This window comes from Burkholderia latens (assembly GCF_902499045.1).
Taxonomy (GTDB): domain Bacteria; phylum Pseudomonadota; class Gammaproteobacteria; order Burkholderiales; family Burkholderiaceae; genus Burkholderia; species Burkholderia latens.
This window is the reverse complement of record NZ_CABVPL010000018.1, coordinates 1-23,478: the sequence shown is the minus strand read 5'-3', so window position 1 is coordinate 23,478 and position 23,478 is coordinate 1. Positions and strand designations below refer to the sequence as shown.

Annotated in this window: 21 protein-coding genes; 10 read left to right on the top strand and 11 right to left on the bottom strand. The window is 67.5% G+C overall.

What is annotated here, in order from left to right; translation table 11 throughout:
- The first annotated feature begins 71 nt into the window (after positions 1–71).
- The 3 genes from BSE24067_RS14665 to BSE24067_RS14655 all read left to right on the top strand — a co-directional run bounded on the left by BSE24067_RS14665 (position 72) and on the right by BSE24067_RS14655 (position 3,798).
- The gene (locus tag BSE24067_RS14665; protein ID WP_151067501.1) at positions 72–1,637 is read left to right on the top strand and encodes a sensor domain-containing diguanylate cyclase; all 1,566 of its coding nucleotides are present in this window, start codon (positions 72–74) and stop codon (positions 1,635–1,637) included.
- Between the two features lie 100 nt (positions 1,638–1,737).
- Positions 1,738–3,123 (top strand): cache domain-containing protein, encoded by a 1,386-nt coding sequence (locus BSE24067_RS14660; RefSeq protein WP_151067503.1) that lies wholly within the window; start codon positions 1,738–1,740, stop codon positions 3,121–3,123.
- A 30-nt stretch (positions 3,124–3,153) separates the two neighbouring features.
- A complete protein-coding gene (locus tag BSE24067_RS14655) occupies positions 3,154–3,798 on the top strand; it encodes a response regulator (RefSeq protein WP_151067505.1) in 645 nt (214 codons plus the stop codon).
- A gap of 1,089 nt (positions 3,799–4,887) precedes the next feature.
- On the opposite strand, the gene BSE24067_RS14650 is transcribed toward BSE24067_RS14655, so the two are convergent.
- Positions 4,888–5,484, bottom strand: coding sequence for an MlaC/ttg2D family ABC transporter substrate-binding protein (locus BSE24067_RS14650; RefSeq protein ID WP_151067507.1), 597 nt, complete (start codon positions 5,482–5,484; stop codon positions 4,888–4,890).
- Positions 5,485–5,821: 337 nt separating this feature from the next.
- Here BSE24067_RS14650 and hpnN point away from each other — a divergent pair, with 337 nt between their 5' ends.
- Complete coding sequence (hpnN, locus tag BSE24067_RS14645; protein WP_151067509.1) at positions 5,822–8,455, top strand: hopanoid transporter HpnN; 2,634 nt, start codon at positions 5,822–5,824, stop codon at positions 8,453–8,455.
- Positions 8,448–9,455, top strand: coding sequence for an MlaA family lipoprotein (locus tag BSE24067_RS14640; RefSeq protein ID WP_174904789.1), 1,008 nt, complete (start codon positions 8,448–8,450; stop codon positions 9,453–9,455). Before hpnN ends, BSE24067_RS14640 begins: the two co-directional genes overlap by 8 nt.
- 118 nt (positions 9,456–9,573) lie before the next feature.
- Here the strand turns inward: BSE24067_RS14640 and BSE24067_RS14635 are convergent, their stop codons facing one another.
- The 5 genes from BSE24067_RS14635 to BSE24067_RS14615 all read right to left on the bottom strand — a co-directional run bounded on the left by BSE24067_RS14635 (position 9,574) and on the right by BSE24067_RS14615 (position 14,970).
- Complete coding sequence (locus tag BSE24067_RS14635; RefSeq protein ID WP_420883496.1) at positions 9,574–10,230, bottom strand: phosphorylase; 657 nt, start codon at positions 10,228–10,230, stop codon at positions 9,574–9,576.
- A 54-nt stretch (positions 10,231–10,284) separates the two neighbouring features.
- Complete coding sequence (gene shc, locus BSE24067_RS14630; RefSeq protein WP_151066354.1) at positions 10,285–12,258, bottom strand: squalene--hopene cyclase; 1,974 nt, start codon at positions 12,256–12,258, stop codon at positions 10,285–10,287.
- Between the two features lie 15 nt (positions 12,259–12,273).
- Positions 12,274–13,527 (bottom strand): hydroxysqualene dehydroxylase HpnE, encoded by a 1,254-nt coding sequence (gene hpnE / locus BSE24067_RS14625; protein ID WP_151066353.1) that lies wholly within the window; start codon positions 13,525–13,527, stop codon positions 12,274–12,276.
- A gap of 4 nt (positions 13,528–13,531) precedes the next feature.
- The gene (gene hpnD / locus BSE24067_RS14620) at positions 13,532–14,380 is read right to left on the bottom strand and encodes a presqualene diphosphate synthase HpnD (protein WP_151066352.1); all 849 of its coding nucleotides are present in this window, start codon (positions 14,378–14,380) and stop codon (positions 13,532–13,534) included.
- A gap of 257 nt (positions 14,381–14,637) precedes the next feature.
- Positions 14,638–14,970, bottom strand: coding sequence for a hypothetical protein (locus BSE24067_RS14615; RefSeq protein ID WP_151066351.1), 333 nt, complete (start codon positions 14,968–14,970; stop codon positions 14,638–14,640).
- Between the two features lie 179 nt (positions 14,971–15,149).
- Between BSE24067_RS14615 and BSE24067_RS14610 the strand changes: the two genes are divergently transcribed.
- Positions 15,150–16,034, top strand: a complete 885-nt coding sequence (locus BSE24067_RS14610; RefSeq protein WP_151066350.1) for an alpha/beta fold hydrolase — start codon at positions 15,150–15,152, stop codon at positions 16,032–16,034.
- Between the two features lie 47 nt (positions 16,035–16,081).
- Here the strand turns inward: BSE24067_RS14610 and BSE24067_RS14605 are convergent, their stop codons facing one another.
- From BSE24067_RS14605 to BSE24067_RS14595, 3 genes are read right to left on the bottom strand one after another with little or no spacing between them, the layout of a single operon-like run.
- Positions 16,082–17,032: a GGDEF domain-containing protein gene (locus BSE24067_RS14605; protein ID WP_151066349.1), complete on the bottom strand. Its 951-nt coding sequence runs from the start codon at positions 17,030–17,032 to the stop codon at positions 16,082–16,084.
- Entirely contained in the window at positions 17,029–17,655 is a 627-nt protein-coding gene (locus BSE24067_RS14600; protein WP_151066348.1) for a chemotaxis protein CheC, read from the bottom strand. Before BSE24067_RS14600 ends, BSE24067_RS14605 begins: the two co-directional genes overlap by 4 nt.
- Positions 17,648–18,016, bottom strand: coding sequence for a response regulator (locus BSE24067_RS14595; protein WP_040138947.1), 369 nt, complete (start codon positions 18,014–18,016; stop codon positions 17,648–17,650). Before BSE24067_RS14595 ends, BSE24067_RS14600 begins: the two co-directional genes overlap by 8 nt.
- 216 nt (positions 18,017–18,232) lie before the next feature.
- Between BSE24067_RS14595 and BSE24067_RS14590 the strand changes: the two genes are divergently transcribed.
- Together BSE24067_RS14590 and BSE24067_RS14585 are read left to right on the top strand one after the other, a co-directional pair.
- Complete coding sequence (locus tag BSE24067_RS14590) at positions 18,233–18,490, top strand: hypothetical protein (protein ID WP_151066347.1); 258 nt, start codon at positions 18,233–18,235, stop codon at positions 18,488–18,490.
- On the top strand, positions 18,487–20,727 hold the full coding sequence (locus BSE24067_RS14585) for a hybrid sensor histidine kinase/response regulator (RefSeq protein ID WP_151066346.1): 2,241 nt from the start codon (positions 18,487–18,489) through the stop codon (positions 20,725–20,727). The genes BSE24067_RS14590 and BSE24067_RS14585 overlap by 4 nt, the downstream gene beginning before the upstream one ends.
- A 51-nt stretch (positions 20,728–20,778) precedes the next feature.
- Here BSE24067_RS14585 and BSE24067_RS14580 read toward each other — a convergent pair whose 3' ends face one another.
- On the bottom strand, positions 20,779–21,333 hold the full coding sequence (locus BSE24067_RS14580; protein ID WP_151066345.1) for an NADPH-dependent FMN reductase: 555 nt from the start codon (positions 21,331–21,333) through the stop codon (positions 20,779–20,781).
- Positions 21,334–21,712: 379 nt separating this feature from the next.
- Between BSE24067_RS14580 and BSE24067_RS14575 the strand changes: the two genes are divergently transcribed.
- Both BSE24067_RS14575 and BSE24067_RS14570 read left to right on the top strand, forming a co-directional pair.
- A complete protein-coding gene (locus BSE24067_RS14575; RefSeq protein WP_151066344.1) occupies positions 21,713–22,309 on the top strand; it encodes an RNA polymerase factor sigma-70 in 597 nt (198 codons plus the stop codon).
- A complete protein-coding gene (locus BSE24067_RS14570; RefSeq protein WP_151066343.1) occupies positions 22,290–22,520 on the top strand; it encodes a zf-HC2 domain-containing protein in 231 nt (76 codons plus the stop codon). The genes BSE24067_RS14575 and BSE24067_RS14570 overlap by 20 nt, the downstream gene beginning before the upstream one ends.
- A 113-nt stretch (positions 22,521–22,633) precedes the next feature.
- Here BSE24067_RS14570 and arsC read toward each other — a convergent pair whose 3' ends face one another.
- On the bottom strand, positions 22,634–22,990 hold the full coding sequence (gene arsC / locus BSE24067_RS14565; protein WP_151066358.1) for an arsenate reductase (glutaredoxin): 357 nt from the start codon (positions 22,988–22,990) through the stop codon (positions 22,634–22,636).
- Positions 22,991–23,478 lie beyond the last annotated feature (488 nt).

Sequence of the window (23,478 nt, the reverse complement as noted above, 5' to 3'; positions counted from 1 at the left end):
GCCACGCGCCAATCATACGAACAATCGCATCGACCCGCGTGCCGGCGGCGATGCCCATCGCTTCACGGACCATGGCAGAGACCGACTACGCACTGCCCAGCGAATCCGGCCCGACGGGCCGTATCGCCGCACACCTGCGCCGGCTGCTGCTGCCGCACCTGATCTTTTATTCCGGGCTGCTGATCGGTCTGGTCCTGCTGCTCCTGTGCGGCATCGTGCTGTACGAGGCCCGCGTCGACGCACGCGACCGCGCGCGCATCACGCAGCAGAACATGGCGTTGATGGCGTCATGGGACATCGAGCGCAATATCGAAATCTATGCGCTGTCGCTGCAGGCGGTCGTCGAAGGCGAGAACGACCCGGCGGTCGCCGCGCTGCCGATGCCGCTGCGCCGCCAGGTGCTGTTCGATCGCGCGACCTCGGCCAAGTACCTCGGCGGCATCTACGTGCTCGACGCGAACGGCGACATCGCGGTCGACGGCAAGAGCGACGTGCCGCGCAAGGCCAATTTCGCCAACGAACCGTACTTCACCGTGCATCGCGATCACCCGGACGTCGGCCTGTACGTCAGCGATCCCTACCGTTCGCGCTTGCGCGCCGGCTCGCCCAGCATCGCGCTGAGCCGGCGGATCACGCGGCCCGACGGATCCTTCGGCGGCGTCGCGGTGATGTCGATCCGGCTCGAATATTTCCAGGATCTGTTCTCACGCCTGTCGCTTGGCGATCGCGGTTCGATGGCGCTGATCAACACGAAAGGCCTGATGCTCGCGCGCCGGCCGTTCGATCCGGCGATCGTCGGCCGCAACATCAGCAAGGCGAGCACGTTCCGCCAGTTCATGACGGCCAACGAAGGCAGCTTCGCCGATACCGCATCGATCGACGGCGTGCGGCGCCTGTACGTGTTCCGGCATCTCGAGCACCTGCCGCTGATCATCATGGTCGCGCGCTCCGAAGCCGACATCTACGCCGCGTGGTACGACCGCGCGATCCCGATCGGCTCGGCGATGGCCATGCTCGCGCTCGGCTTCGTCGGCCTGTCGCTGCTGCTCGACGTGCAGCTGCGCAAGCGTCATCGCGCGGAAACCGAACTGGAGGCGCTCGCGCGCACCGACGGCCTCACCGGCCTCGACAACCGCCGGATGCTCGACGTCACGCTCGCGCGCGAATGGCGTCGCGCCGCGCGCTCGCAGCACGCGCTGTCGCTGCTGTTCGTCGACGTCGATCACTTCAAGCGCTACAACGACACGCAGGGCCACCAGGCCGGCGACGACGCGCTCGCCGCGGTCGCGCGCTGCATCGCCGGCTGCCTGCGGCGGCCGGCCGACTATGCGGCGCGCTACGGCGGCGAGGAGTTCGTCGTCGTGCTGCCCAACGTCGACACGGATGGCGCCGTGACGATCGCCGAAGCGATCCGCACCGGCATCCTCGAACTCGGCATCCGCCACGACACGGGCACGACGGGCTGGCTCACCGCGAGCATCGGCGTGACGACCTGCTATCCGGAGCGCAACGGCAGCATCCAGTGCGCGCTGAAAGTCGCCGACGACGCGCTGTATCGCGCGAAGGAGCTGGGGCGCAACCGGGTCGTCGTGCAGACGGCGCCGGGCGCTGCCGATCGCGAGCCGCAGCGCGCCTGAGCGCCGGCCGGCCCTTCCGCGATCCCGCCGCCTGCGGGCAAAATCGCCGACAATGTCGGCTCGCCGCGCCGTGCGCGACGCGCGCCCGCTTCCCGTCACCATGAGACTCAAGGCAAAGATTTTTCTTCTGGCCATCGTGCCGTTCCTGCTCGCGATCGCCGGCATCGGCTTCGGCGTGCGTCAGCAGGCGACGTCGCTCGCGCGCACGCAGCATGCGACGATCCAGGCCGCGTACCTGTCGAGCAAGGAAGTCGAGCTGAAGCACTACGTCGAGCTCGCGACGAGCGCGATCATGCCGCTGTACGACGCGAGCGGCGGCAACGCGCGCGACGACGCGATGCGCCGCACGCAGGCGCTCGCGATGCTGCAGAAGATGGATTTCGGCCCCGACGGCTATTTCTTCGTCTACGACCTGCACGGCAATGCGCTGATGCATCCGCGCGAACCCGAGCGCGTCGGTCACAACTTCTGGTCGATGCGCGACCCGCAGGGCGCGCTGACGATCCAGCAGCTGATCGGCGCCGCGTCGCACGGCGGCGGGTACGTGCGCTACACGTGGCAGCGGCCGTCGACGGGCAAGCCCGCACCGAAGCTCGGCTACGTCGTCGCGCTCGAACGCTGGGGCTGGATGGTCGGCACCGGCATCTATCTCGACGACGTCGACACCGCGCTGCAGCGCATCGACGCGCGCGCATCCGCGAACATCGAGCGCACGATGAGCTGGCTCACCGCGATCGCGCTGACGGGCGCCGCCGCGATCGCCGTCTGCGCGCTGGTGCTGAACGTCAGCGAGTCGCGCAGCGCCGATGCAAAGCTCAAGCAGCTCGCACAGCGCGTCGTCGAATCGCAGGAGCAGGAGCGCGAGCGGCTGTCGCGCGAGCTGCATGACGGGATCAGCCAGATGATGGTGTCCGCGAAGCTGATGCTCGAATCCGCGCTCGCGCGCTTCGAGCGCGGCGCGACACGCGTGCCCGAAGCGGAGCAGGCGCTCGCGTCGGGCGTCGGGCGGCTCGGCGACACGTTGCGCGAGGTGCGGCGCATCTCGCACGCGCTGCGCCCGGCGATGCTCGACGATCTGGGCCTCGCGGCGGCGCTCGAACAGCTCGTGCGCGAACTCGGCACGGAAAGCGGCATCGACATCGGCTATACGCAGGTTGCGCACAGCGGCGCGCGGCCGTTGCCCGCGGCGGTCAACACGGCGCTGTTCCGGATCGCGCAGGAAGCGCTCAGCAACATCGTGCATCATGCGCAGGCGTCGCGGGCGGCCGTCACGCTCGACGTCGGCGCGCATGCGGTCACGCTGACCATCGCCGACAACGGCTGCGGCTTCGACGCCGAGCGGACGCAGACCGATGCGCGCCGCGGCATCGGGCTGCGCAACATGCGCGAGCGCCTCGATGCCGTCGGTGGCACGCTGACGATCACGTCGCAAGTCGGCCACACCGTCGTCGCCGCGCGCGTGCCGCTGCGCGCCGCCGCTGCCTGATGGCGCACACCCTAACGGAGACATTTGCCCATGAGCGCCCCCGACACCGCCCGGCCCGCTGCCCGCCTGCTGCTCGTCGACGATCACCCGCTGGTGCGCGACGGGCTGCGGATGCGGCTCGAGGCAGCCGACCTGTCCGTGGTCGGCGAAGCCGGCAACGCCGACGAGGCGCTCGCGCTCGCCGCGTCGCTCGAACCCGATCTCGCGCTGATGGACGTCGGCATGAACGGGATGAACGGCATCACGCTCGCCGGCGTGTTCCACGAGCGCTTTCCGGCGATTCGCGTGCTGATGCTGTCGATGCACGACAACATCGAGTACGTGACGCAGGCCGTGCGCGCCGGCGCGAGCGGTTATCTGCTGAAGGATTCGCCGGCGAGCGAGATCGTGCGCGCGATCGGCGCGGTGCTGGCCGGCCAGACGTTCTTCAGCGAAGGGCTCGCCGCGCGGATGATTCAGGCGAGCGCAACGGCGTCGCCGCTCGATCGGTTGACGCCGCGCGAACGCGACATCCTCGACGCGCTGGCCGAGGGGCTGTCGAGCAAGCAGATCGCGCAGCAGACGGGGTTGTCGGTGCGCACGGTGGAAACGCACCGGCTGAATCTGAAACGCAAGCTCGACATCGAAGGGCAGGCGGAGCTGATCAAGTTCGCGGTCGAGCATCGGCGGCGGTGAGCGATTGCTGAGTCTGACGCGATGCAGGCGTGAAGCGCGGTTTGACTTGCGTTGACTCGACTTGCAGCGACAGCGATTTCGCGGACGGTTCGTGACATTTTTCGGCTGCCTCACGCTGTCGCCCGCGCGGCGATGGGCCTGATAGTTCAGGGCGGCCGGGAACGCGGTCGTCGTCCCCGGACAGACCACCGAATTGAGCGATCGAAATTCGTCTGATACGGTCAGTCCAAATCAACTGCGGGATCACTCATGTCAGCGTCATGCACCTTCGTCCTGAACGGGCGGCCGATTTCCACCCTGTCCTGTGTAGGCGCCGCCCCCGTGCCGGCATTCCGCGGCATGCCGAACGATCGCAACAGAGCGGAAGCGATCACGAAGCCGAAGTCAGGTCCTTTGCCGCGAGGCATGTATTACAGTCGATCGACAGTCAGGCGGGCGCTTGGGCTGGCTCTATGACTTCGTACGTGCAAACCTGTATGGAACCAACCGGGACCGATGATTTGCGCTGTACCGTGCCGACGGAACGATCGACGATTGGACAACTGTGAACGGCGTGCGCCGCGGCGCCTTCCGCCTGCATCCGCGCGCTTGGTGGAAGGACCGATTCCTATTGTTGCTGGTCGCTCTTACGTGCGCGGGATTGGCGACCGTGTTCTCCCGTGCTCTGCGGAAAGAGGCTCCGATCGTTATTCTCGCGATCGTCATCGCCGCACTACTCGCCGATAACCGCAGGCTTCGCAGAGCGCTTCGGCAAACCGAAGCCGACGAAAAGCGACGGCCCGGGCCGTAGTCAGTGGGATTTCGCGCAGGTCAGCTCCCGTGTGCTTGCGAATGCGACATGCGGTTCAACGCGTCGTCGAACGGCCTCTCATACGCGACGCCATCGCGTTCCATCGGTACGACGATTCGTCGCACCGGCGACATAAGCAGGCACGGCCGATATGAAAACGCCCCGGTCGCATCCGCGAGCGGGGCGTCATGACTTCCGAGCTTGCGCGGCGCCGTTCGGCGCGCCGGCAAGAAAGATCGTTGAACGACGGGCGCGCCGAATGACCGTTCGTCGATCAAGCGCCGCGACCGGACCGAGTGTCAATTCGTCCGCGAGTTGTGCTTCTGCAGATACGCGATCAGCGCGTCGATACCGCCCGACGCGAGCTGGCTCTTGAACTGGCCCTGATAGACCTGGATCAGCCACGCGCCCGACATGTCGATGTCGTAGATTTTCCAGTCGTTGCCGACCTTGCCGAGCCGGTAGCCGACCGACTGGCTGTCGCCCGGCGTCGTGACCGTCGACTGCACCAGCGCATCGGCACCCGACGCGCCGCCCGCCTTGAACGAGAACTTCGCGTCCTGATTGCCGAGCTGCGCGAGCGACGCGGCGTAGGTGCGCGTCATCAGCAGCTTGAACTGCTTGTACAGCTCCTGCTGCTGTTGCGGCGTCGCCTGCTTCCATGCATCGCCGACCGCGATACGCGTCGTGCGCTCGAAGTTCGTCACGGGCAGGAAGCGCTGCTCGACGACTTGCGTGATTTTCGCCATGTCGCCGCCGCGCGCGGCCGGATCGGCCTTCATCGCGTTGACGGTGCCTTCGACCGCATTGCGGACGACGTCGACCGGCGCGCTCTGCGCGAAAGCGGAAACCGACACGGCAGCCGCCGCGATGAAAGCAAACAGATGACGTTTCATACTGATATTCGCACTCGATAAGAAAAGACGGCCGGCGAATCGCACGCGTTGGCATGCCTTGCATCGGCCGGTGGGTCGAAGTATAGCGGCCCGAACGCCCGCCTGCCGCGCCGTGACCGACTGTTACCTTTGAACCCCTTTTGTCACAGCGCCGGCGCAGCGTCGATCCGAGCCGATTATGTAAGCATCCCCTTACCAATCGTCCGACCTGCCGCGCCGATTCCTTCGCGGCGGAGCAAATATCCTTCCCGCCCTTTACGTACCAACGTTGCGACCGACGCCACGCTGCGCCGGTATACTCGTTGCTTTGCCCTTGCCAGCCCCTCCCCGCCGCCACATGGTGACATCTCTCATCGTCCGACTCGTCGCATGGTCGGTACGCCGCCCCGTCTGGGTCGTCGTGCTGTCGCTCGTCATTGCCGCGCTCAGCGGCGTCTATGTCGCGCAGCACTTCAAGATCAACACGGACATCAGCAAGCTCGTCGATGCCGAGCCGCAATGGGCAGCGCTCAGCAAGGCCGTCGACAAGGCATTCCCGCAACGCAACGGCACGATCCTCGCGGTGGTCGAAGCGCCCGCGCCAGAATTCGCGACCGCCGCCGCGCACGCGCTCACCGAAGCGCTGCAGAAGCAGACCGACGCCGGCCATATCGGCCAGGTCGGCGAACCGGGCGGCGGCCCGTTCTTCGAGCACAATGGGCTGCTGTTCCTGTCGCCGCAGGAAGTGTCGGATACGACGTCGCAGCTGGCGAGCGCGCGGCCGCTCGTCAACGAACTCGCGAAGAACCCGAGCCTCACCGGGCTCGCGACCACGCTGTCCACCACGCTCGGCCAGCCGCTGTTGACCGGCCAGGTGAAGCTGCCCGCGATGGCGAAGCTGCTCGCGCGCAGCGCCGCGACGGTCGACGACGTGCTGGCCGGCAAGCCGGCCGCGTTCTCGTGGCGCGGGCTCGTCGACAGCGATGCGGCGCGCCAGCCGGCGCGCGCGTTCGTCACCGTGCAGCCGGTCGTGAACTACGGCGCGCTGAAGGCCGGCGCGGCCACGAGCCAGGTGATCCGCGACACCGCGCGCACGCTCGATCTCGAGAAGCGCTACGGCGCGGTCGTGCGCCTGACCGGCGAACAGCCGCTCGCGGACGACGAGTTCGCATCGGTGGAAGACGGCGCGGCGCTCAACGGCGTGCTCACGCTGCTCGCCGTGCTCGTGATCCTGTGGCTCGCGCTGCGCTCGAAGCGGATGATCGGCTCGGTGCTCGTCACGCTGTTCGTCGGCCTCGTCGTGACTGCCGCGCTCGGCCTCGCGATGGTCGGTTCGCTGAACATGATCTCGGTCGCGTTCATGGTGCTGTTCGTCGGCCTCGGCGTCGACTTCTCGATCCAGTACGGCGTGAAGTATCGCGAGGAACGCTTCCGCGATCCGCGCATCGATCACGCGCTGATCGGCGCCGCGCACTCGATGGGCATGCCCCTCGCGCTCGCGACCGCGGCCGTCGCGGCAAGCTTCTTCTCGTTCATCCCGACCGCGTACCGCGGTGTGTCCGAACTCGGGCTGATCGCGGGCATCGGGATGTTCGTCGCGCTGCTGACCACGCTGACGCTGCTGCCTGCGCTGCTGCGCCTGTTCGCGCCGCCGGGCGAATCGAAGACGCCCGGCTTTCCGTGGCTCGCGCCGGTCGACGATTTCCTCGATCGCCATCGCAAGCCGATCCTGATCGGCACGCTCGCGGTCGTGATCGGCGCGCTGCCGCTGCTCGCGTTCCTGCACTTCGATTTCAATCCGCTGCATCTGAAGGATCCGCACAGCGAATCGATGGCGACGCTGCTCGCGCTGAAGGATTCGCCCGAAGCGGCCGTCAACGACGTCACGCTGCTCGCGCCGTCGCTCGCCGAAGCCGACGCGGCCGCGAAGCGCCTCGCCGCGCTGCCGGAAGTCGGCCGCACGACGACGCTGTCGACGTTCATCCCCGCCGACCAGCCGGCCAAGCGCGCGGCGATCGCCGCCGCCGCGAGCGAGCTGCTGCCCGCACTGACGCAGCCGGCCGCGCCGCCCGCGACCGACGGGCAACGCGTCGCCGCGCTCAAGCGCGTGTCGGACCTGCTGAGCTACGCGGCGGAAGATCACCCGGGTCCGGGCGCGTCGGCCGCGCAGCATCTGTCGGCCTCGCTCGCGAAGCTGGCCGCGGCCGACAGCGCGACGCGCGATCGCGCCGAACGCGCGTTCTCCGACACGCTGCGCATCGCGCTCAACCAGCTGGCGACGCTGCTGCAACCGCAGGAAATCACGCGCGAATCGCTGCCGCCGGAGCTCGTGCGCGACTGGGTCGCGCCGGACGGCCACGCGCTCGTGCAGATTTCGCCGAAAGTGCCGAAGGGCGTCGACCCGAACGACGACACGATGCTGCGCCGCTTCGCGAAGGCCGTGAAGGCCGCGGAGCCGGGCGCGACCGGCGGCCCGATCTCGATTCTGCATTCGGCCGACACGATCATCACCGCGTTCCTGCACGCGGCGCTGTGGTCGATCATCTCGATCACGATCCTGCTGTGGATCACGCTGCGCCGCTTCGGCGACGTGCTGCGCACGCTGGTGCCGCTGCTCGTGTCGGGGCTCGTGACGCTCGAGATGTGCGTCGTGCTCGGCATGTCGCTGAACTTCGCGAACATCATCGCGCTGCCGCTGATGCTCGGCGTCGGCGTCGCGTTCAAGGTGTACTTCGTGATGGCGTGGCGCGCGGGGCAGACGGGGCTGCTGCATTCGAGCCTCACGCACGCGGTGCTGTTCAGCGCCGCGACGACGGCGACCGCCTTCGGCAGCCTGTGGCTGTCGCATCATCCGGGCACGTCGAGCATGGGCAAGCTGCTCGCGCTGGCGTTGACCTGCACGCTGATCGGCGCCGTGGTGTTTCAGCCTGTCCTGATGGGCAAACCGCGCGTCAAACGCGCCAAGAACCAATCGCAAGGAAACAATGAATAAGGTGCGAATCATTGCGGCGACCGTCGCTGCCAGCGCGGTGCTCAGCGGGTGCGCGACGGGCCCGAACCGCAACCCCAACGACCCGCTCGAGCCGATGAACCGGGCGATGTACAAGTTCAACGACACGGTCGACACGAACATCGCGGTGCCGATCGCGAAGGGCTACCAGAAGATCACGCCGACGCCGGTGCGCACCGCGATCAGCAACTTCTTCTCGAACCTCGGCGATCTCGGCAACATGGCGAACAACCTGTTGCAGTTGCGCATCACGGATGCGACGCAGGATCTGATGCGCGTGGCGATGAACTCGGTGTTCGGCGTCGCCGGCCTGATCGACATCGCGACGCCGGCCGGGCTGCCGAAGCATCACCAGGATTTCGGGCTGACGATGGCGCGCTGGGGCATGCCGTCCGGTCCGTACCTCGTGCTGCCGGTGTTCGGCCCGAGCACGATCCGCGACGGTGTCGGCCGCGCGGTGGACGTCCGCTTCAACCTGCTCAATTACATCGAGCCGGCCGTGCGCAATCCGATGTACATCGCGCAGTTCATCAGCGCGCGTTCGGACCTGCTCGGCGCGACCGATCTGCTGAAGCAGGCGGCGCTCGATCCGTATTCGTTCGTGCGCGATGCGTATCTGCAGCAGCGCAAGTCGCTCACGTATCGCGGCCAGTCGGCCTCGGCCGCGGCGCCGAACTACGCGGAGCCCGGTGAAGCCGGCGCGGTGCCGGCTGCTACGCCGAGCACGCCGGGCGGCTTGCCGAACTACGAGGATCCGGGCGAGTCGGGTGGCGCATCGGGCGCGGCGCCGAACAATGCGCCGGCCGTGCCGGGGCTGCCGCAGTACGACGATCCGGGTTCGGACAGCGCAACACCCGCGAGCGCGCCCGCTGCGGCATCGGCGGCGGCGCCGACGGGTGCGACCACCGCGCCGGCCGCCAGCGGCGCGCCGATCGCGCCGGCCGTGCCGACGCCGCCCGCAAGCAGTCCGGCCGCGCAGTAACGCGGTCTCGTTATCCGCCGGAAAGACGAAGAGCGCTGCGTGATGCAGCGCTCTTTTTTTGCGCGCACGGAGACGCGGACGAATGGGAAAAGAAAAATCGAAACGCGGCGAACGCCGCTCAGGCGATCCGCATCGCGCCCGCACGCTCGAACGCGTGCCGCGCCTGGATCAGCGTCGTGCGCGCCGCACGCGCGTCGCCCGCGACCTGCAGCAGCGGGCCGAGTTGCGACGGCTGCTTCAACAGCTCACGCAGGATCGGCAGGATCGCGGTGCTGCCGTCGTCACGCAAGCCGGCTGTCGCCGCGCGCGGCAGCGTCCGCCACGCGGGATCGACGATCGCGCGGCATACCGCGAACGGCACGCCGCGCGACGCGGCGAAGGCCGCCGCGATATGCGATTCCATGTCGACGGCCAGCGCGCCCTTCGCGCGATGCAGCGACGTCTTTTCCTGCTCGCTGACCACCGGCGCGCCGACCGCCGCCATCGTGCCGCGCGCGACGCGCGCCCACACCGGCGTGTCGTGCAGCGCGGCGACGAGGCGCGCGCTCCAGCCCGCATCGGTCCCGACGCGGCCGAACGGACCGTCGATCGCGTCCGCGATCACCAACGCGCCGGGCGCGAGGTCGGGCGCGAGGCCGCCCGCGGTGCCGAAACTGACGATGCCCGCGCAACCGCGCGCGGTCGCTTCGGCCAGCGCGCGCTCGAGCCGGTCCGCCCGCGCGGCGAACACGGCGTCGACGCCGTGACCGCGCGCGATGCGCGCCTCGAACGCCATCCCCGTGACGGCGATGACGGGCAACGTGCCGTTGTACTGCGTCGCCGGCACGCGTTACATCCCGACCGTCACGCGCGTCGCATTCGCGCGCTTCAGGTTGCGATAGCGCGCGAGCGCCCACAGCGGGAAGAACTTGCGATAGCCGTGATACCGCAGGTAGAACACGCGCGGGAAGCCGGTCGCCGTGAAGCGCGTCTCGTCCCACAGGCCTTCGTCGTTCTGCTGCGCGATCAGGTAGTCGACGCCGCGTGCGACTGCCGGGTTGTTCACCTCGCCGGCGGCCATCAGCCCGAGCAGCGCCCACGCCGTCTGCGACGCCGTGCTCGGCGCCTGCTCGTAGCCGCGGTAGTTCAGCTTGTAGCTGTCGCCGTCCTCGCCCCAGCCGCCGTCCTTGTTCTGGATCGACAGCAGCCACTGCGCGCCGCGCTTCATCCGCGGATCGTCCGGCGTCAGCCCGGCCGCGTTCAGCGCGCACAGCGCCGTCCACGTGCCGTACACGTAGTTCATCCCCCAGCGGCCGTACCAGCTGCCGTCCGGTTCCTGTTCCTTCAGCATGTAGTCGAGCGCGCGGCGGGCCGGCTCGCTGTTCAGCGGCGTCTCGCCGAGCTGCGACAGCATCGACAGGCAGCGGCCCGACACGTCGGCGGTCGGCGGATCGAGCAGCGCGCCGTGATCCGAGAACGGGATGTTGTTCAGGTAGTACTGCGTGTTTTCCGGTTCGAACGCGCCCCAGCCGCCGTCGCTGCTCTGCATGCCGACGACCCATTCGCGCGCGCGCGCCATCGATTCGCGATACGTGTCCGTCTGCTTGAGTTTCTGCGCGCGATCCATCGCCATCACGACCACGGCCGTGTCGTCGACGTCCGGGTAATGCGCGTTCGCGTACTGGAACGCCCAGCCGCCCGGCCGCACGTTCGGGCGGCGCGAGATCCAGTCGCCGCGCACGTCGAGGATCTGCAGCGGGCGCAGCCACTCGAGGCCGCGCAGCACGGCTTCCTCGGCACGGGCGTCGCCGGTTTCGAGCAGCGCGTGCGCAGCGAGCGACGTGTCCCACACCGGCGACAGGCACGGCTGGCAATACGCTTCATCGTCATGCACGACGAGCAGCTTCTCGACCGACTTGCGCGCAATCGCGCGGTTCGGATGATCTTCCGCATAGCCGAGCACGTCGTACATCATCACCGCGTTGGCCATCGCCGGATAAATCGCGCCGAGGCCGTCCTCGCCGTTCAGGCGCTCGTCGACGAACGACACGGCCTGCCGGATCGCGCGTTCGCGCGTGTAGCTCGGGAACAGGCCGTCGACCGCGCGCAGCACATGGTCGACCGCGCGGAAGAACGCGAACCAGCCGGGGCTCTGGTGGCCCTGACGCGGCAGCAGCCCGGCGTTGACGGGCGGATCGATGAACAGCTCGTCGATACGCACGCCGCGCGGGTTCTTCGCGAGCGGACGCTTCGCGTTCAGCACCAGCAGCGGCACGATCACCGTGCGCGCCCAGTACGACACCTTCGACAGATGGAACGGGAACCACTGCGGCAGCAGCATGATTTCGACCGGCATCATCGGCACCGCGCGCCACGGAATCGCACCGTACAGCGCGAGCTGGATCCGCGTGAACACGTTCGACATCTCGGCGCCGCCCATCGCATGGATCGCGCGGCGCGCACGCTGCATGTGCTCGGCGTTCTCGTCGTCGCCGATCACCTTCAGCGCGAAATACGCTTTCACGCTCGCGCTGATGTTCGGCGCGCCGTCGGTGAACAGCGGCCAACCGCCGTCGGCCTGCTGGATGCGGCGCAGATAGCGGCCGATCTTCTGTTCCAGCTCGAGGTTCGGCGTCTCGCCGAGGTAGTGGACGAGCAGCACGTATTCGGCGGGAATCGTCGAATCGGCCTCGAGTTCGTAGACCCAGTGTCCGTCAGCGTTCTGCGCGGCCAGCAGCGCGTCGGTCGCGCGCGCGACGGCCGTGTCGAGCCCGGCCGGCACGGTGCCGGCGGACAGGGTAGCCATTTCGGTGAGATCGTTCATCGGTCCCTCTGTTGCTTATTGTGTCTGGAGCACGTCCGCGGCCAGTTGGCCGGAACGGATCGCGCCCTCGATCGTGGCGGGCAGGCCGGTGGCAATCCAGTCGCCCGCCAGCACGAGATTGGTCCAGCGCGTACGCACGGCCGGACGTTTCATTTCCTGCGACGGCACCGCCGCAAAACCGGCGCGCGGCTCGACGACGAGTTGCCACGCAGGGATGGCTTCCGCGTTCGCGCCCGTCACGCGTGCGACGTCGGCCCAGATACGCTGCGCGAGCGCGTCGCGCGGCATGTCGAGCCAACGGCCCGCATCGCGGATCGTCGCCGCGAGCGTGCCGTCGCCGGTGCGCACCGCATCGACGACGCCGTTGACGATGCTTGTCTGCCGCGGATGGCCGTCTTGCGTGTCCACCGCGAAATACGCAGTCACGACGGCGCCGAACGTATCGGGCGCGGTGAGATCCGGCACCAGCGGCTGCGCGACCTCCGGCGGCACGGCGAGCACGACCGCGTCGCCCGGCGCGACATCGACGCGTTCGCCGCCGATCGTGATCGCGTCGACCGCATTGCCGTGCGCGCCGAATTCGAAAGCATCGAGCCGCGAGTTCAGCCGGATCTGCGCGCCGCCGTGCTGCAGCATCCGCAGCGCCGGTTCGACGAACGCGCTGCCGAGCCCGTGGCGTACGATGAGCGGCCGGCAGCCGGGGCCACCCGGGGCAAACGTGCCGCACAGCGCCGCCCGGGCGAGCTCGGCGCTCGCATGGCGCGGCTCGACGTTGAGCACGCCGGCCAAGAACGGCCGCAGCCAACGATCCCACAGCACGCCGTCGCATCGGATCGTCTGTGCGAGCGAGCGGCCGGTGCGCGCGAACGCGAGCGGCGCCAGCGCGAGATAGTCGAGCGGCGTGGTGCCGGGCGCGCGCGATGCGGCATCGAACAGCCACGACGGCCAGCGTCCGTTGCCGAAGCGCAGCGTCCAGCGCTGCTGCGACGCGACGTCGACCACCGGATATTCAGGCAGCGCGGGCCCGACGAGCTGATCGGCCGCGCCGGTCGCGCGCAAATAGCGCTGCGTCGCGGGCTGCCCCGCGAAGATCTGATGCAGCCCGCTGTCGAGCGTCGTGTTCAGCGTGCCGTCGAACCACGTGCGGCAGCGGCCGCCCGCATGCGCATGCGCGTCGTGCAGCACGATGCGCCGCCCGCGGCGTTGCAGCTCGACCGCAGCCGACAGGCCCGCGAGTCCTGCACCGATCACGTGGACGGTTCTGGGCATCGGCTCAGAACAGCGCGTAGCGCGCCGCGATCATCAGCATGCGCGCCTTCGGCTTGCGCAGCGGCGCCCGCGGATAAGCGAAGCCGCGGGCGATCGCCGCGTCGAGAATGCAGCGATATGCGCCCGACATGATGCGCGGCGCCTTTACCTGCGCGCGCGTGCAGGTATCCATCACCGCGTCCGCTTCGCGGAAGTGCGCGAGTGCGCGCTCGACGAGCGTCGCACACACGCGCGGCAGCGCCGGGTCGCGCGCGATCGTTGCCGGATCGGCGATCGCGATGCCTTCGCGCGCAAGCAGCTCGCGCGGCAGGTAGCAGCGGTTGATCGCAGCATCGTCGTCGATGTCGCGCAGGATGTTCGTCAGTTGCAGCGCGCGGCCGAGGTGGTGCGACAGCTTGATGCCTTCCGCCTCGGGAATCCCGAAAATCCTCACCGACAGGCGGCCGGCCGCGCTCGCGACGCGATCGCAGAAGAGATCGAGCGTCGGCTCGTCGGGCGCGCAGATGTCTTCGGCGGCGTCCATCGCCATCCCGTCGATCATTGCGTGGAAGTCGTCGCGCTGCAGGTTGAACGCGCGAATCTCGCGCTCGAGCGCGATCAGGTGGCGCGGCGGACGGCCGGCGAAGCATGCGTCGATATCCGCGCGCCAGCGATCGAGGCCCGCGTTGCGCTCGGCGCGCGGCAGGTCGCTGTCGGCGATGTCGTCGACCGCGCGGCAGAACGCGTAGACCTGGAACATCGCGTCGCGCTGCGCGGCCGGCAGGATGCGCATTGCCAGATAGAAGGAACTGCCCGATGTGACGGCAGCGGCGTCGGTTTCTTGTTCGTCCACGACGAGATTGGAAACGGCCAAGACGAGCTCCACGGAGACACCCACGCGGGGCGATTGAAGAAGCCATGCCCGGCTGGGTTGGTCAGGGCGTCAAATGCGTGCGAGATATGCGAACGATCGACGCAGACAGGCACAAATTACCGGCCGGGAAGCCGGAATTGGGCGAAAGTATAGCAATCTTTGAAGTTCGATGGCGGACGGGCGCCGCGCGTGGCGGGCCGCCCGAGCATGTGCGGGCCGGCGCGGACATCCGCGGCCGGCGGGGCGGCGCGCCCGCGTCAGCCGTAGACGATGTCGCGCTGCAGATCGAGCGCGATGAGGCCCATTTCGCGGGTCAGCTGCAGCATCGACCGGCGCTCGAGCCGCGAGCCCATGAAGCTGGTCACACGCCCGTCCGGCTCCGCGGTGAACTGGAACAACGGGCCGCCGGTGCCGAACCACGCGCCCGGCACGTCGGGCGATTCATGCCAGTCGATCGTCTCGAATACGCGGGCGATGCCCGCACGCACGACGTCGCTCGGGCCGATCGGCGGCGCGACGTCGCCCAGGTCGTCGAGGGAATAGGGGCCGGGCTTGTCCGGCTTCCGGTAGAAGAGATAGTCGACGTTCATGGGGCGCAATCGGGAGGAAAGCGTCAAATTAGCGTGCTTCTGCGCAAATTCAAATCAGATCAGGACGAAATGTGGCCTGTACGAGACAAGCGGGCCGCTTCGCGCGACGCCGCGCGCCGATGCTTGAACGCGCGCGGCTTCGTCTAAGATGGACATCTTTCCCGAACGACACGGACACCATGGAGACGAACGTAACCGCCAACCCGCAGTCCGACCATCCCGTTTTCGTGCTCGTGCATGGCGCGTGGCACGGCGCGTGGTGCTACGCGCACGTCGCGGCCGCGCTGGCCGCGCGCGGCTACCTGTCGATCGCCCGCGACCTGCCGGCGCACGGCGTCCATGCCCGCTTTCCCGCATCGTATCTCGACAGGCCGCTCGACAAGGATGCGTTCGGCGCCGAACCGTCGCCGGTCGCGAACACCACGCTCGACGATTACGCGACGCAGGTGATGCAGGCCGTCGACGACGCGTATGCGCTCGGCCGCGGCAAGGTCGTGCTCGTCGGGCACAGCATGGGCGGCCTCGCGATCACGGCGGCGGCGGAACGCGCGCCCGAAAAGATCGCGAAGATCGTCTATCTCGCCGCGTTCATGCCCGCGTCGGGCGTGCCGGGCCTCGACTACGTGCGCGCGCCAGAGAACAGCGGCGAGATGCTGGGCCCGCTGATGCTCGCGAGCCCGCGCGTCGCCGGCGCGCTGCGGATCGATCCGCGCAGCGGCGACACCGCGTATCGCGAACTGATGAAGCGCGCGCTGTACGATGACGCGCCGCAGGCCGACTTCGATGCGGTGGCGAACCTGATGACCTGCGACGTGCCGGCCGCGCCGTTCGCGACCGCGATTCCGACGACCGCCGCGCGCTGGGGTGCGATCGACCGTCACTACATCAAGTGCCTGGCCGATCGCGTGATCCTGCCCGCGCTGCAGCAGCGCTTCATCGACGAAGCCGACGCGTTCGCGCCCGGCAATCCGACGCACGTGCACCAGCTCGACAGCAGCCATTCGCCGTTCGTGTCGCAGCCGGCCGTGCTGGCCGGCGTGCTCGCCGACATCGCAAAAAGCTGAACCACGCGCGGCGAGCGCGCGAAGCGGCAAAGGCGGCGGCGCGCCGGTTATGCGTAAGCGACCGACCGATCGCGCCCGAGCCGCTTCGCGCGATACAGCGCGGTGTCGGCCTCGTTGACGAGCACGTCGCACGCCGCTGCGCCCGCCGTCGCACACGCGCCGCCGACGCTCGCCGTCACCGCGACGCTGACGCCTTCCGCATCGACCGGCGTGCTGCTGATCGCGACGCGCACCTTGTCGGCCACGAGCATCGCCTCGTCGAGACTCGTGCACGGCAGCAGCAACGCGAATTCCTCGCCGCCGAAGCGGCCGAACGTATCCTGCGCGCGGACGATCGACGCGACGCGGCGCGCCGTCTCGCGCAATACCGCATCGCCGACCGCGTGCCCGAACCGGTCGTTGATCGTCTTGAAGTGGTCGAGATCGAACAGCAGCACCGACAGATCGCCGCCGTAGCGCTGCCAGCGCGCGAATTCGTCGCCGAGCCGAGCCTCGAAGTAGCGCCGGTTCGCGATGCCGGTCAGGCCGTCGAGATTCGCGTGTTCGCGCAGCTTCGCGACCGCTTCCTCGCGCTCGCGCTGCATCACGCTCACGTGCGTGACGTCCGAGATCGTCACGCACACGGCCTCGACTTCGCGGCCGCGCGTGAGCGGCATGAACGTGCAGTCCTGCTGCATGTAGTCGACGCCGCCCGTGATCGGCCGGTCGTGCTCGAAGCGAAACAGGTACGGGCGCTGCTCCCACGAGCTGAATGCGAAGCTGCCGAGCTGGAACACGCTTTCGAGCTTGCGCTGCAGCCATGCGCGCGGCAGGTCCGGAAAGCAGTCGAACAGGTTGCGGCCGATCACGTCGGCGGCCGCGATGCCGCTGTGGTCCTGCATGAAGCGATTCCACATCAGCACGGTCATCGCGCGATCGAGCACGAACAGGCCGAAGCCGACGCGTTCGATCACGAGGTCGCTCAGCGACGGAGCGGGGATGGCGGTCGGAGCGTTCATAGCGCGGACAGCAACGCGTCGAGCGCGTCGCCCATCAGCCGAATCGAATCCTCGGCCATCAGCATCACGAAATGTGCGCGGAACCCGTGATCCTCGAGCCCGAAGTTCACTTCGAGCAGCAGCGCGACGCTCCATGCGAGCGCGTTCGGCTGGAACACGTCGTCGAACGACACGTTCGCGCCGAGCAGCCCCGGCGGGAAGAACACCGGCTTGCGGCCGAGCTCGTCGAGGATCGACGCGACGCACGCGCTCATCAGCACGTTCGCGACGTCGAACACGATTTCGTCCTGCGTCTCCATGCCCGCATACACGCCGTCGCCGAAAGTGCGCCCCATCAGCGACATCAGCCGCGCGACGCCCGCGCTGCGGCACAACACGATCGCCTCGCCCTTGATGTCGGAACGAAAACCCTGGCGCACGGCCGTCACGTTCTCGTGAATGCCGGTCATCTCGCGCAGCGCGTCGCCCGCATCGGCTGCCTTCACGACGCGCACGCGCGGTACCGACAGCTCGATGAAGTGCCCGAGCAGCAGCGCGAGCCGTGCAGCGGCTCGGCCCATCGCGAGGTTGGCGATTTCCTGCAACGCGTCGCGTTGCTCCGCCGTGAACACCGATTCAGGCATACAACCCATACTCCTTGAGAATGGGCAGCAACGCCTCCGACGTCACGGGCTTGGCAACGAATGCGATCGCGCCGAGCTCGCGCACGCGTGCTTGCGCCTGCGGCTGGATATCGGCGGATACCACGATCACGAACGTGTTCAGATCTTCGTGGCGCAGTGTCTCGAGCACCTGATAGCCGTTCATGTCGGGCATCGTCAGGTCCAGAAACATTACGGAAGCTTTGCCGTCACGATAGAGCGCCAAGGCCTCGCGACCATTCGCCGCATATGCGACGTCGACGTCCCAGTCTCCCGGCAGCGCCTTTGTCAGAAGTTTGCGAGCGAGCAAGGAATCGTCGGCAATCACTATCGGCAAAGGCATGGCGGCGAAGCGGTATACGGAATGGTCTCTCTCGCGTTAACGACCGCGCGGCGCATTTCTTGAGACGCCAGGCAATCACGCGCGGGCAACCGCCTTGCGGCCGCGCGCGGGCATCGCGGTACGAGCGGCGCGACGCACCGCGCCGCAAACGCCGGCGGGCGCATATATCTGTCATAGGGGAAAGCAAGGCGCGATTCTCTGAGTAAACCGGAGGCGGTGCAACTCGCCATTTTCACCATTTCGAACGAAATCGATCCGATCGATGGTCATTCCGAAAATAGCCGCGACCATTTTCGAGATATGCACGCAAAATTTTTCTTTGTGTACGTTTGCGCTGCCGGATTCATAGCGTTTTCATTCTTTCATCCCGCTCCTGCCGGAATCGTCAGGTTGCCCGGCCGGGGCGGCGGTACGGTACGCGGGCGCAACTCGTTTATGATTGAACATCTCAGCCTGACCCGCTTTCCTCGATGACGTCCGAACGTCCCGCCGACTCCCGCTCCACCGCTTCCCCGCCCGCCGACGACTGGCAGGATGACGGCAGCTATTCGTCCGGCGCGCCCGAGCACGATTTCGCGGTCCGGCGCGTGACGTTGATCGTACTGCTGGTCGCGGCGATCGTGCTGCCGTGCATCTACGTGTCGGTCATGGCGTACAACGATCTGAAGGCGCGCGAAGCCGCGGCGAGCGACGTGACAATGCGCACCGTGCGTGTCGCCGAGGAGCACGCGCTCAAGGTGTTCGACTTGAGCGAGACGCTCGATGCGCGCATCGTCGACCTCGTGCAGGACATGGACGACGCCGCGGTGCGCCGCCAGGAAGCCGACATTCACGACGCGCTGAACACGATCGGCGGCGGCTATCCGCAGGTGGCCGCGGTGTCGATCTTCGGCGCGAGCGGGATGCTGCTCGCGAACAGCCTCTACTATCCGGCGCCCTATGCGTCGATCGCGAACCGCGACGACTTCACCGGCATCCGCGACGGCAAGGTCATCGAACATATCTCGCGGCTGATGATGGGGCCGCTCAAGCTCGAGAACATTCCCGTGTTCAACACGGGCGTCGCGCGACGCCATAGCGACGGGTCGTTCGCCGGGATGGTGTCGATCGCGCTGAAATCGTCGTATTTCAATGCGTTCTACCGCGACCTGCTCGGCGGCGCGTCCACGCCGATGACGATGGCGCTCGCGCGCTCCGACGGCGCGGTGATCGCGTCGTATCCGCAGCCGCCTTCGCTCGCGCACACCGATCGCATGGCGACGTTCGGCAATGCGCGCAACGATCCGCGCGCGGGCGTCGTGCGCGTGGGCCACGGCGCGGGCAGCGAGATCGTCGCGTACCGGCAGGTCGGCAGCTATCCGGTGTACGTGAGCTGCTCGTACCGCACCTCGGCCATCTGGCATGAATGGTACGAACACCTGAGCGTGCTGCTCATTTCGATGTTCGCGCCGTCGATCGTGCTGTGGTGGGTGATCTGGCTGTCGCTGAAGCGGCTGAAGGCGGAGGAGGCGGCATGGGATCGCTGGCAGGCCGAAGCATCGATGCGCCGCTCGATCGAATCAGCGTACCGGCAGTCGCGGAAGATGCAGGCGCTCGGCAACCTGGTCGGCAGCGTCGCGCACGACTTCAACAACCTGCTGATGATCATTTCGAGCAACGTGCAGATCGCGCGGCGGCGCGGCGTCCAGCATCTCGACACGGAGCTCGGCGCGATCGAACGCGCGCTGAAGAACGGCCAGTCGCTCACGCGCCAGTTGCTCGGCGTCGCGCGCAAGCAGCCGCTGCACAACGAGACGATCGACATCGGCCAGTGGCTCGACACGTGCCGCGAACTGCTGAAGACGTCGCTCGGCTCGAAGTCGTCGCTGGTCATCGCGGTCGAGCCGGGCGTGTGGCCGATTCGCGTCGACGTCGCCGAACTCGAGCTCGCGGTGATCAATCTCGCGGTCAACGCGCGTGACGCGATGGCGATCGGCGGCCGCTTCACCGTCGGCGCGCGCAACGTGACGCTGCGCCGCGAGGACGGCTTTCCGCTGACCGGCGATTTCGTGCAGATCTCGCTCGACGATACGGGCGCGGGCATGGCGCCCGACGTGCTCGCGCGCGCGTTCGAGCCGCTGTTCACGACCAAGCCGCAGGGAATGGGCACGGGGCTCGGGCTGCCGCAGGTGTTCGCGTTCTGCGAGCGCTCGGGCGGCCTCGCGACGATCGACAGCGCGGTCGGCGCCGGTACGTCGGTGCGGCTCTATCTGCCGCGGGCGCGCGTCGAGGACATCGTCGCACGGCCGCAGCCGGCCGCGCACGGCAACGGCCCGCTGGCGGGCCTGCACGTGCTGCTGGTGGAGGACAACAGCGAAGTCGCGGCGGGCACCGAAGCGCTGCTCACGCTGCTAGGCCATCGCGTCACCTATGCGCCCACCGGCGACGACGCGTTGCGCCTGATCGAAGGCGCGGCCGCGAACGACGCATTCGACCTGGTGATTTCGGATATTCACATGCCGGGCCGCCTGAACGGCATCGACCTCGCCGAGGCGATCGACAAGCGGCCGGAGAAATTGCCCGTGATCCTGGTCACGGGTTACGCGGAGGAACTCGACCGCACGCGGACCGTCAACGTGCGCGTGCTGTCGAAGCCGTTCGACATTGCGCTGCTCGACGAGATCCTGCTCGGCATCCGCGACGCGCGCGATGCGCGGCACGCCGGCGCCTGACCCGCGGGCACGCAGGACGGCGCCGGCGCTTGCAACGCGACGCCGACGGCGTCAGGCCGCCTTCAGCACGCGCACCCAGTCGACATAGCGGTCGACGAAGCCCTGCAGGAACTTGCGGGTGTCCTCGCTGACGATCTGGCCTTGGTCGTCGATGCGCGCCGGGTCGTGCTTGATGAACATTTCCGGCTGGCCGAGCGTCTTCACGTCCAGATACGCGAGTACGTTGCGCAGGTGCTGCTGCGCGAGCGCGGTGCCGACCGCACCGGGCGACGTGCCGAGCACCGCGCCCGGCTTGCCCGACCACGAATTGTGGCCCCACGGCCGCGAACCCCAGTCGAGCGCGTTCTTCAGCACGCCGGGGATCGAGCGGTTGTACTCGGGCGTGACGAACAGCAGCGCGTCGGCCGCTTCGATCGATTGCTTGAAGCGTTTTGCGACTTCCGGAAAATCCGCGTCGTAGTCCTGGCTGTACAGCGGCAGTTCGCCGATCTCCACGAATTCGAACGAGAAATCGGCGGGGGCGAGCGAGATCACGGCATGCGCGAGCGCGCGGTTCCACGAACCGCGACGTAGGCTGCCGACGACGACCGCAACACGATAGGACATGGTGTTCTCCTTCCGGTGAGTGAGGAATCGGATCGATTGATTCGAGACAGGCGACAAAGGTCTGTTTATAGGCAAGCCAGCCCGCGAACCGTCCCACGGGCCCGGCCGGCCGACTTTCCACAAGGTTTTCCACAGAAATTGTGGATAACTTGACCGTTATGGTCTGAAGTTACAGCCAGCCCGCGCCGCGATTTCGAGATGGGCGACGCGGGATTCCGGCAAGCATAGCGCAGCGCGCCGGCCGGCTTCATGAATTCGTGACCGAACATGCGTTGCAGCGCGGCGTCGCGGCCAGTAAGCTGCTCGCACACCGTGACGCGGCAGCCGGCGGCTGCACGCGCGATTCATCGCTTTCGCCTTGTAAGGCTTCCTGCTCGCCATGCCGTCCGCGTACGACGACCCTGTTTACCTCGCTCGACTCCGGCACGATCTGCTGCGCTTCGCGCGATTGCAACTGCGCGACGCCGACGCGGCCGAGGACGCCGTTCAGGAGGCGCTGACCGCCGCGTGGACGCATGCGGGCGAGTTCGCCGGACGATCCGCGCACAAGACCTGGGTGTTCGGAATCCTGCGCAACAAGCTGATCGACGTGTTGCGCGCGCGCCAGCGGACGGTGAGTCTGTCCGCGCTCGATGCGGAACTCGACGGCGAATCCGCGCTCGATCGCGAGTTGTTCAAGGAAAACGGGCACTGGGCCGCGCACACGAAGCCGCGACCATGGCCGCGCCCCGAAACGTTGTTGCAGCAACAGCAGTTCTGGATGCTGTTCCAGGTCTGCCTCGATCATCTGCCCGAACATATCGGGCGCGTGTTCATGATGCGCGAATTCCTCGATGTCGAAATCGACGATATCTGCCACGAACTGACGTTGACGACGAATCATTGCAGCGTGCTGCTGTATCGGGCGCGCACGCGCCTGCGCACCTGCCTCAGCGAAAAAGGACTGACGACCGAAGATGCTGCCGGGGAAATGTAGGGACGTGACGCGACTGCTGTCGGATGCACTCGACCGCTCGTTGACGCTTCACGAGCGCGTGCAGGTGCGCGCGCATCTGCCGGTTTGCAGCGGCTGCCGCGCGTATCGCGGGCAGATTGCGGTGCTGCGGACGGCCGCGCATGCGGCGGCCGGGCGGGATGCGGTGGCCACCGACGATCGAGACGAGCCGTCGGGAGACGGGCCACGGTGAGCGGGCGGCGGGTTCGCCGCCAAGCGCGATCGTCGTACGCGAATTCGATTCGTCCGTAGTGCCGGTGCGGTGGCACCGGCATGATGTGATAAGAAAAATACGCCGTACAACAATTATTCAAACAGCACGCGTACCGATTCCGGCGGCCGGCCAATTGCAGCCTTGCCTCGATACACGACGATCGGACGCTGCAGCAGAATCGGATGCGCGGCAATCGCTTCGTATGCCTGTGCATCGGTCAGGGTTGCACGCCCAAGATCCAGGGTCTTATACGGCTCCTCGCCATCGCGCAGCATGTCGCGCACCGGCAGCCCAAGTTGACGATGCAGCTCTTCCAACTCCTCGATGGTCGGCGGCGTCTTCAGATACTCGATGACGTTCACCGGTGTGCCGGTCGTGTTCAGCGTTTCGATCAGTGCGAGCGTCTCACGGGATTTCGAGCAGCGAGGGTTGTGGTAAATCGTGATCATCATTCAGGCCTGGATGGGAAAGGCCCGTATTGTAGCCAGTCTGGTTGCGGGTGTTTCGGTGGAGCGCCGACCCCAGATGCGGAGGGGAATTTGAATGCCTGGATTGCCACGATGTGCGTCGGCAGCGTCGGCGGATGACGAGGCTGAGGTGGCGTTTATGCGCATAAAGTTCGCGGCTCGAGTGTGTGCATCACGCCGGCAAGTGCGCGGCTGCGTGTGTGGGAATCATCCGATCGAGTGATGGCGCACCGCTATGCAACGGGGCCGCTATGCGTGGGCGGCCCGCGGTGCGATTTGACCGCCGGAGGTTTATGCGCATAAAGCTGGCACGGTCGGAGTAGGGCTGTCGCGCATTCAGCGAATGACCGCGCATTTCGATGTCACCCGACACCAACTGACTCCGCACGGATGGCGTTGGGTCGTTGCGTTGGGTCGTTGCGTTGGGTCGTTGCGTTGGGTCGTTGCGTTGGGTCGTTGCGTTGGGTCGT

Coding starts and splice junctions, on each gene's coding strand:
- BSE24067_RS14600 (WP_151066348.1), bottom strand. CDS start 17,655: ATGCCTGAATCGGTGTTCACGGCGGAGCAACGCGACGCGTTGCAGGAA.
- BSE24067_RS14580 (WP_151066345.1), bottom strand. CDS start 21,333: ATGTCCTATCGTGTTGCGGTCGTCGTCGGCAGCCTACGTCGCGGTTCG.
- shc (WP_151066354.1), bottom strand. CDS start 12,258: ATGAACGATCTCACCGAAATGGCTACCCTGTCCGCCGGCACCGTGCCG.
- BSE24067_RS14650 (WP_151067507.1), bottom strand. CDS start 5,484: ATGAAACGTCATCTGTTTGCTTTCATCGCGGCGGCTGCCGTGTCGGTT.
- BSE24067_RS14635 (WP_420883496.1), bottom strand. CDS start 10,230: ATGGCGTTCGAGGCGCGCATCGCGCGCGGTCACGGCGTCGACGCCGTG.
- hpnE (WP_151066353.1), bottom strand. CDS start 13,527: ATGCCCAGAACCGTCCACGTGATCGGTGCAGGACTCGCGGGCCTGTCG.
- BSE24067_RS14640 (WP_174904789.1), top strand. CDS start 8,448: ATGAATAAGGTGCGAATCATTGCGGCGACCGTCGCTGCCAGCGCGGTG.
- BSE24067_RS14585 (WP_151066346.1), top strand. CDS start 18,487: ATGACGTCCGAACGTCCCGCCGACTCCCGCTCCACCGCTTCCCCGCCC.
- BSE24067_RS14605 (WP_151066349.1), bottom strand. CDS start 17,032: ATGAACGCTCCGACCGCCATCCCCGCTCCGTCGCTGAGCGACCTCGTG.
- BSE24067_RS14660 (WP_151067503.1), top strand. CDS start 1,738: ATGAGACTCAAGGCAAAGATTTTTCTTCTGGCCATCGTGCCGTTCCTG.
- BSE24067_RS14615 (WP_151066351.1), bottom strand. CDS start 14,970: ATGAACGTCGACTATCTCTTCTACCGGAAGCCGGACAAGCCCGGCCCC.
- BSE24067_RS14570 (WP_151066343.1), top strand. CDS start 22,290: ATGCTGCCGGGGAAATGTAGGGACGTGACGCGACTGCTGTCGGATGCA.
- BSE24067_RS14610 (WP_151066350.1), top strand. CDS start 15,150: ATGGAGACGAACGTAACCGCCAACCCGCAGTCCGACCATCCCGTTTTC.
- arsC (WP_151066358.1), bottom strand. CDS start 22,990: ATGATCACGATTTACCACAACCCTCGCTGCTCGAAATCCCGTGAGACG.
- BSE24067_RS14665 (WP_151067501.1), top strand. CDS start 72: ATGGCAGAGACCGACTACGCACTGCCCAGCGAATCCGGCCCGACGGGC.
- BSE24067_RS14655 (WP_151067505.1), top strand. CDS start 3,154: ATGAGCGCCCCCGACACCGCCCGGCCCGCTGCCCGCCTGCTGCTCGTC.
- hpnN (WP_151067509.1), top strand. CDS start 5,822: ATGGTGACATCTCTCATCGTCCGACTCGTCGCATGGTCGGTACGCCGC.
- BSE24067_RS14575 (WP_151066344.1), top strand. CDS start 21,713: ATGCCGTCCGCGTACGACGACCCTGTTTACCTCGCTCGACTCCGGCAC.
- BSE24067_RS14595 (WP_040138947.1), bottom strand. CDS start 18,016: ATGCCTTTGCCGATAGTGATTGCCGACGATTCCTTGCTCGCTCGCAAA.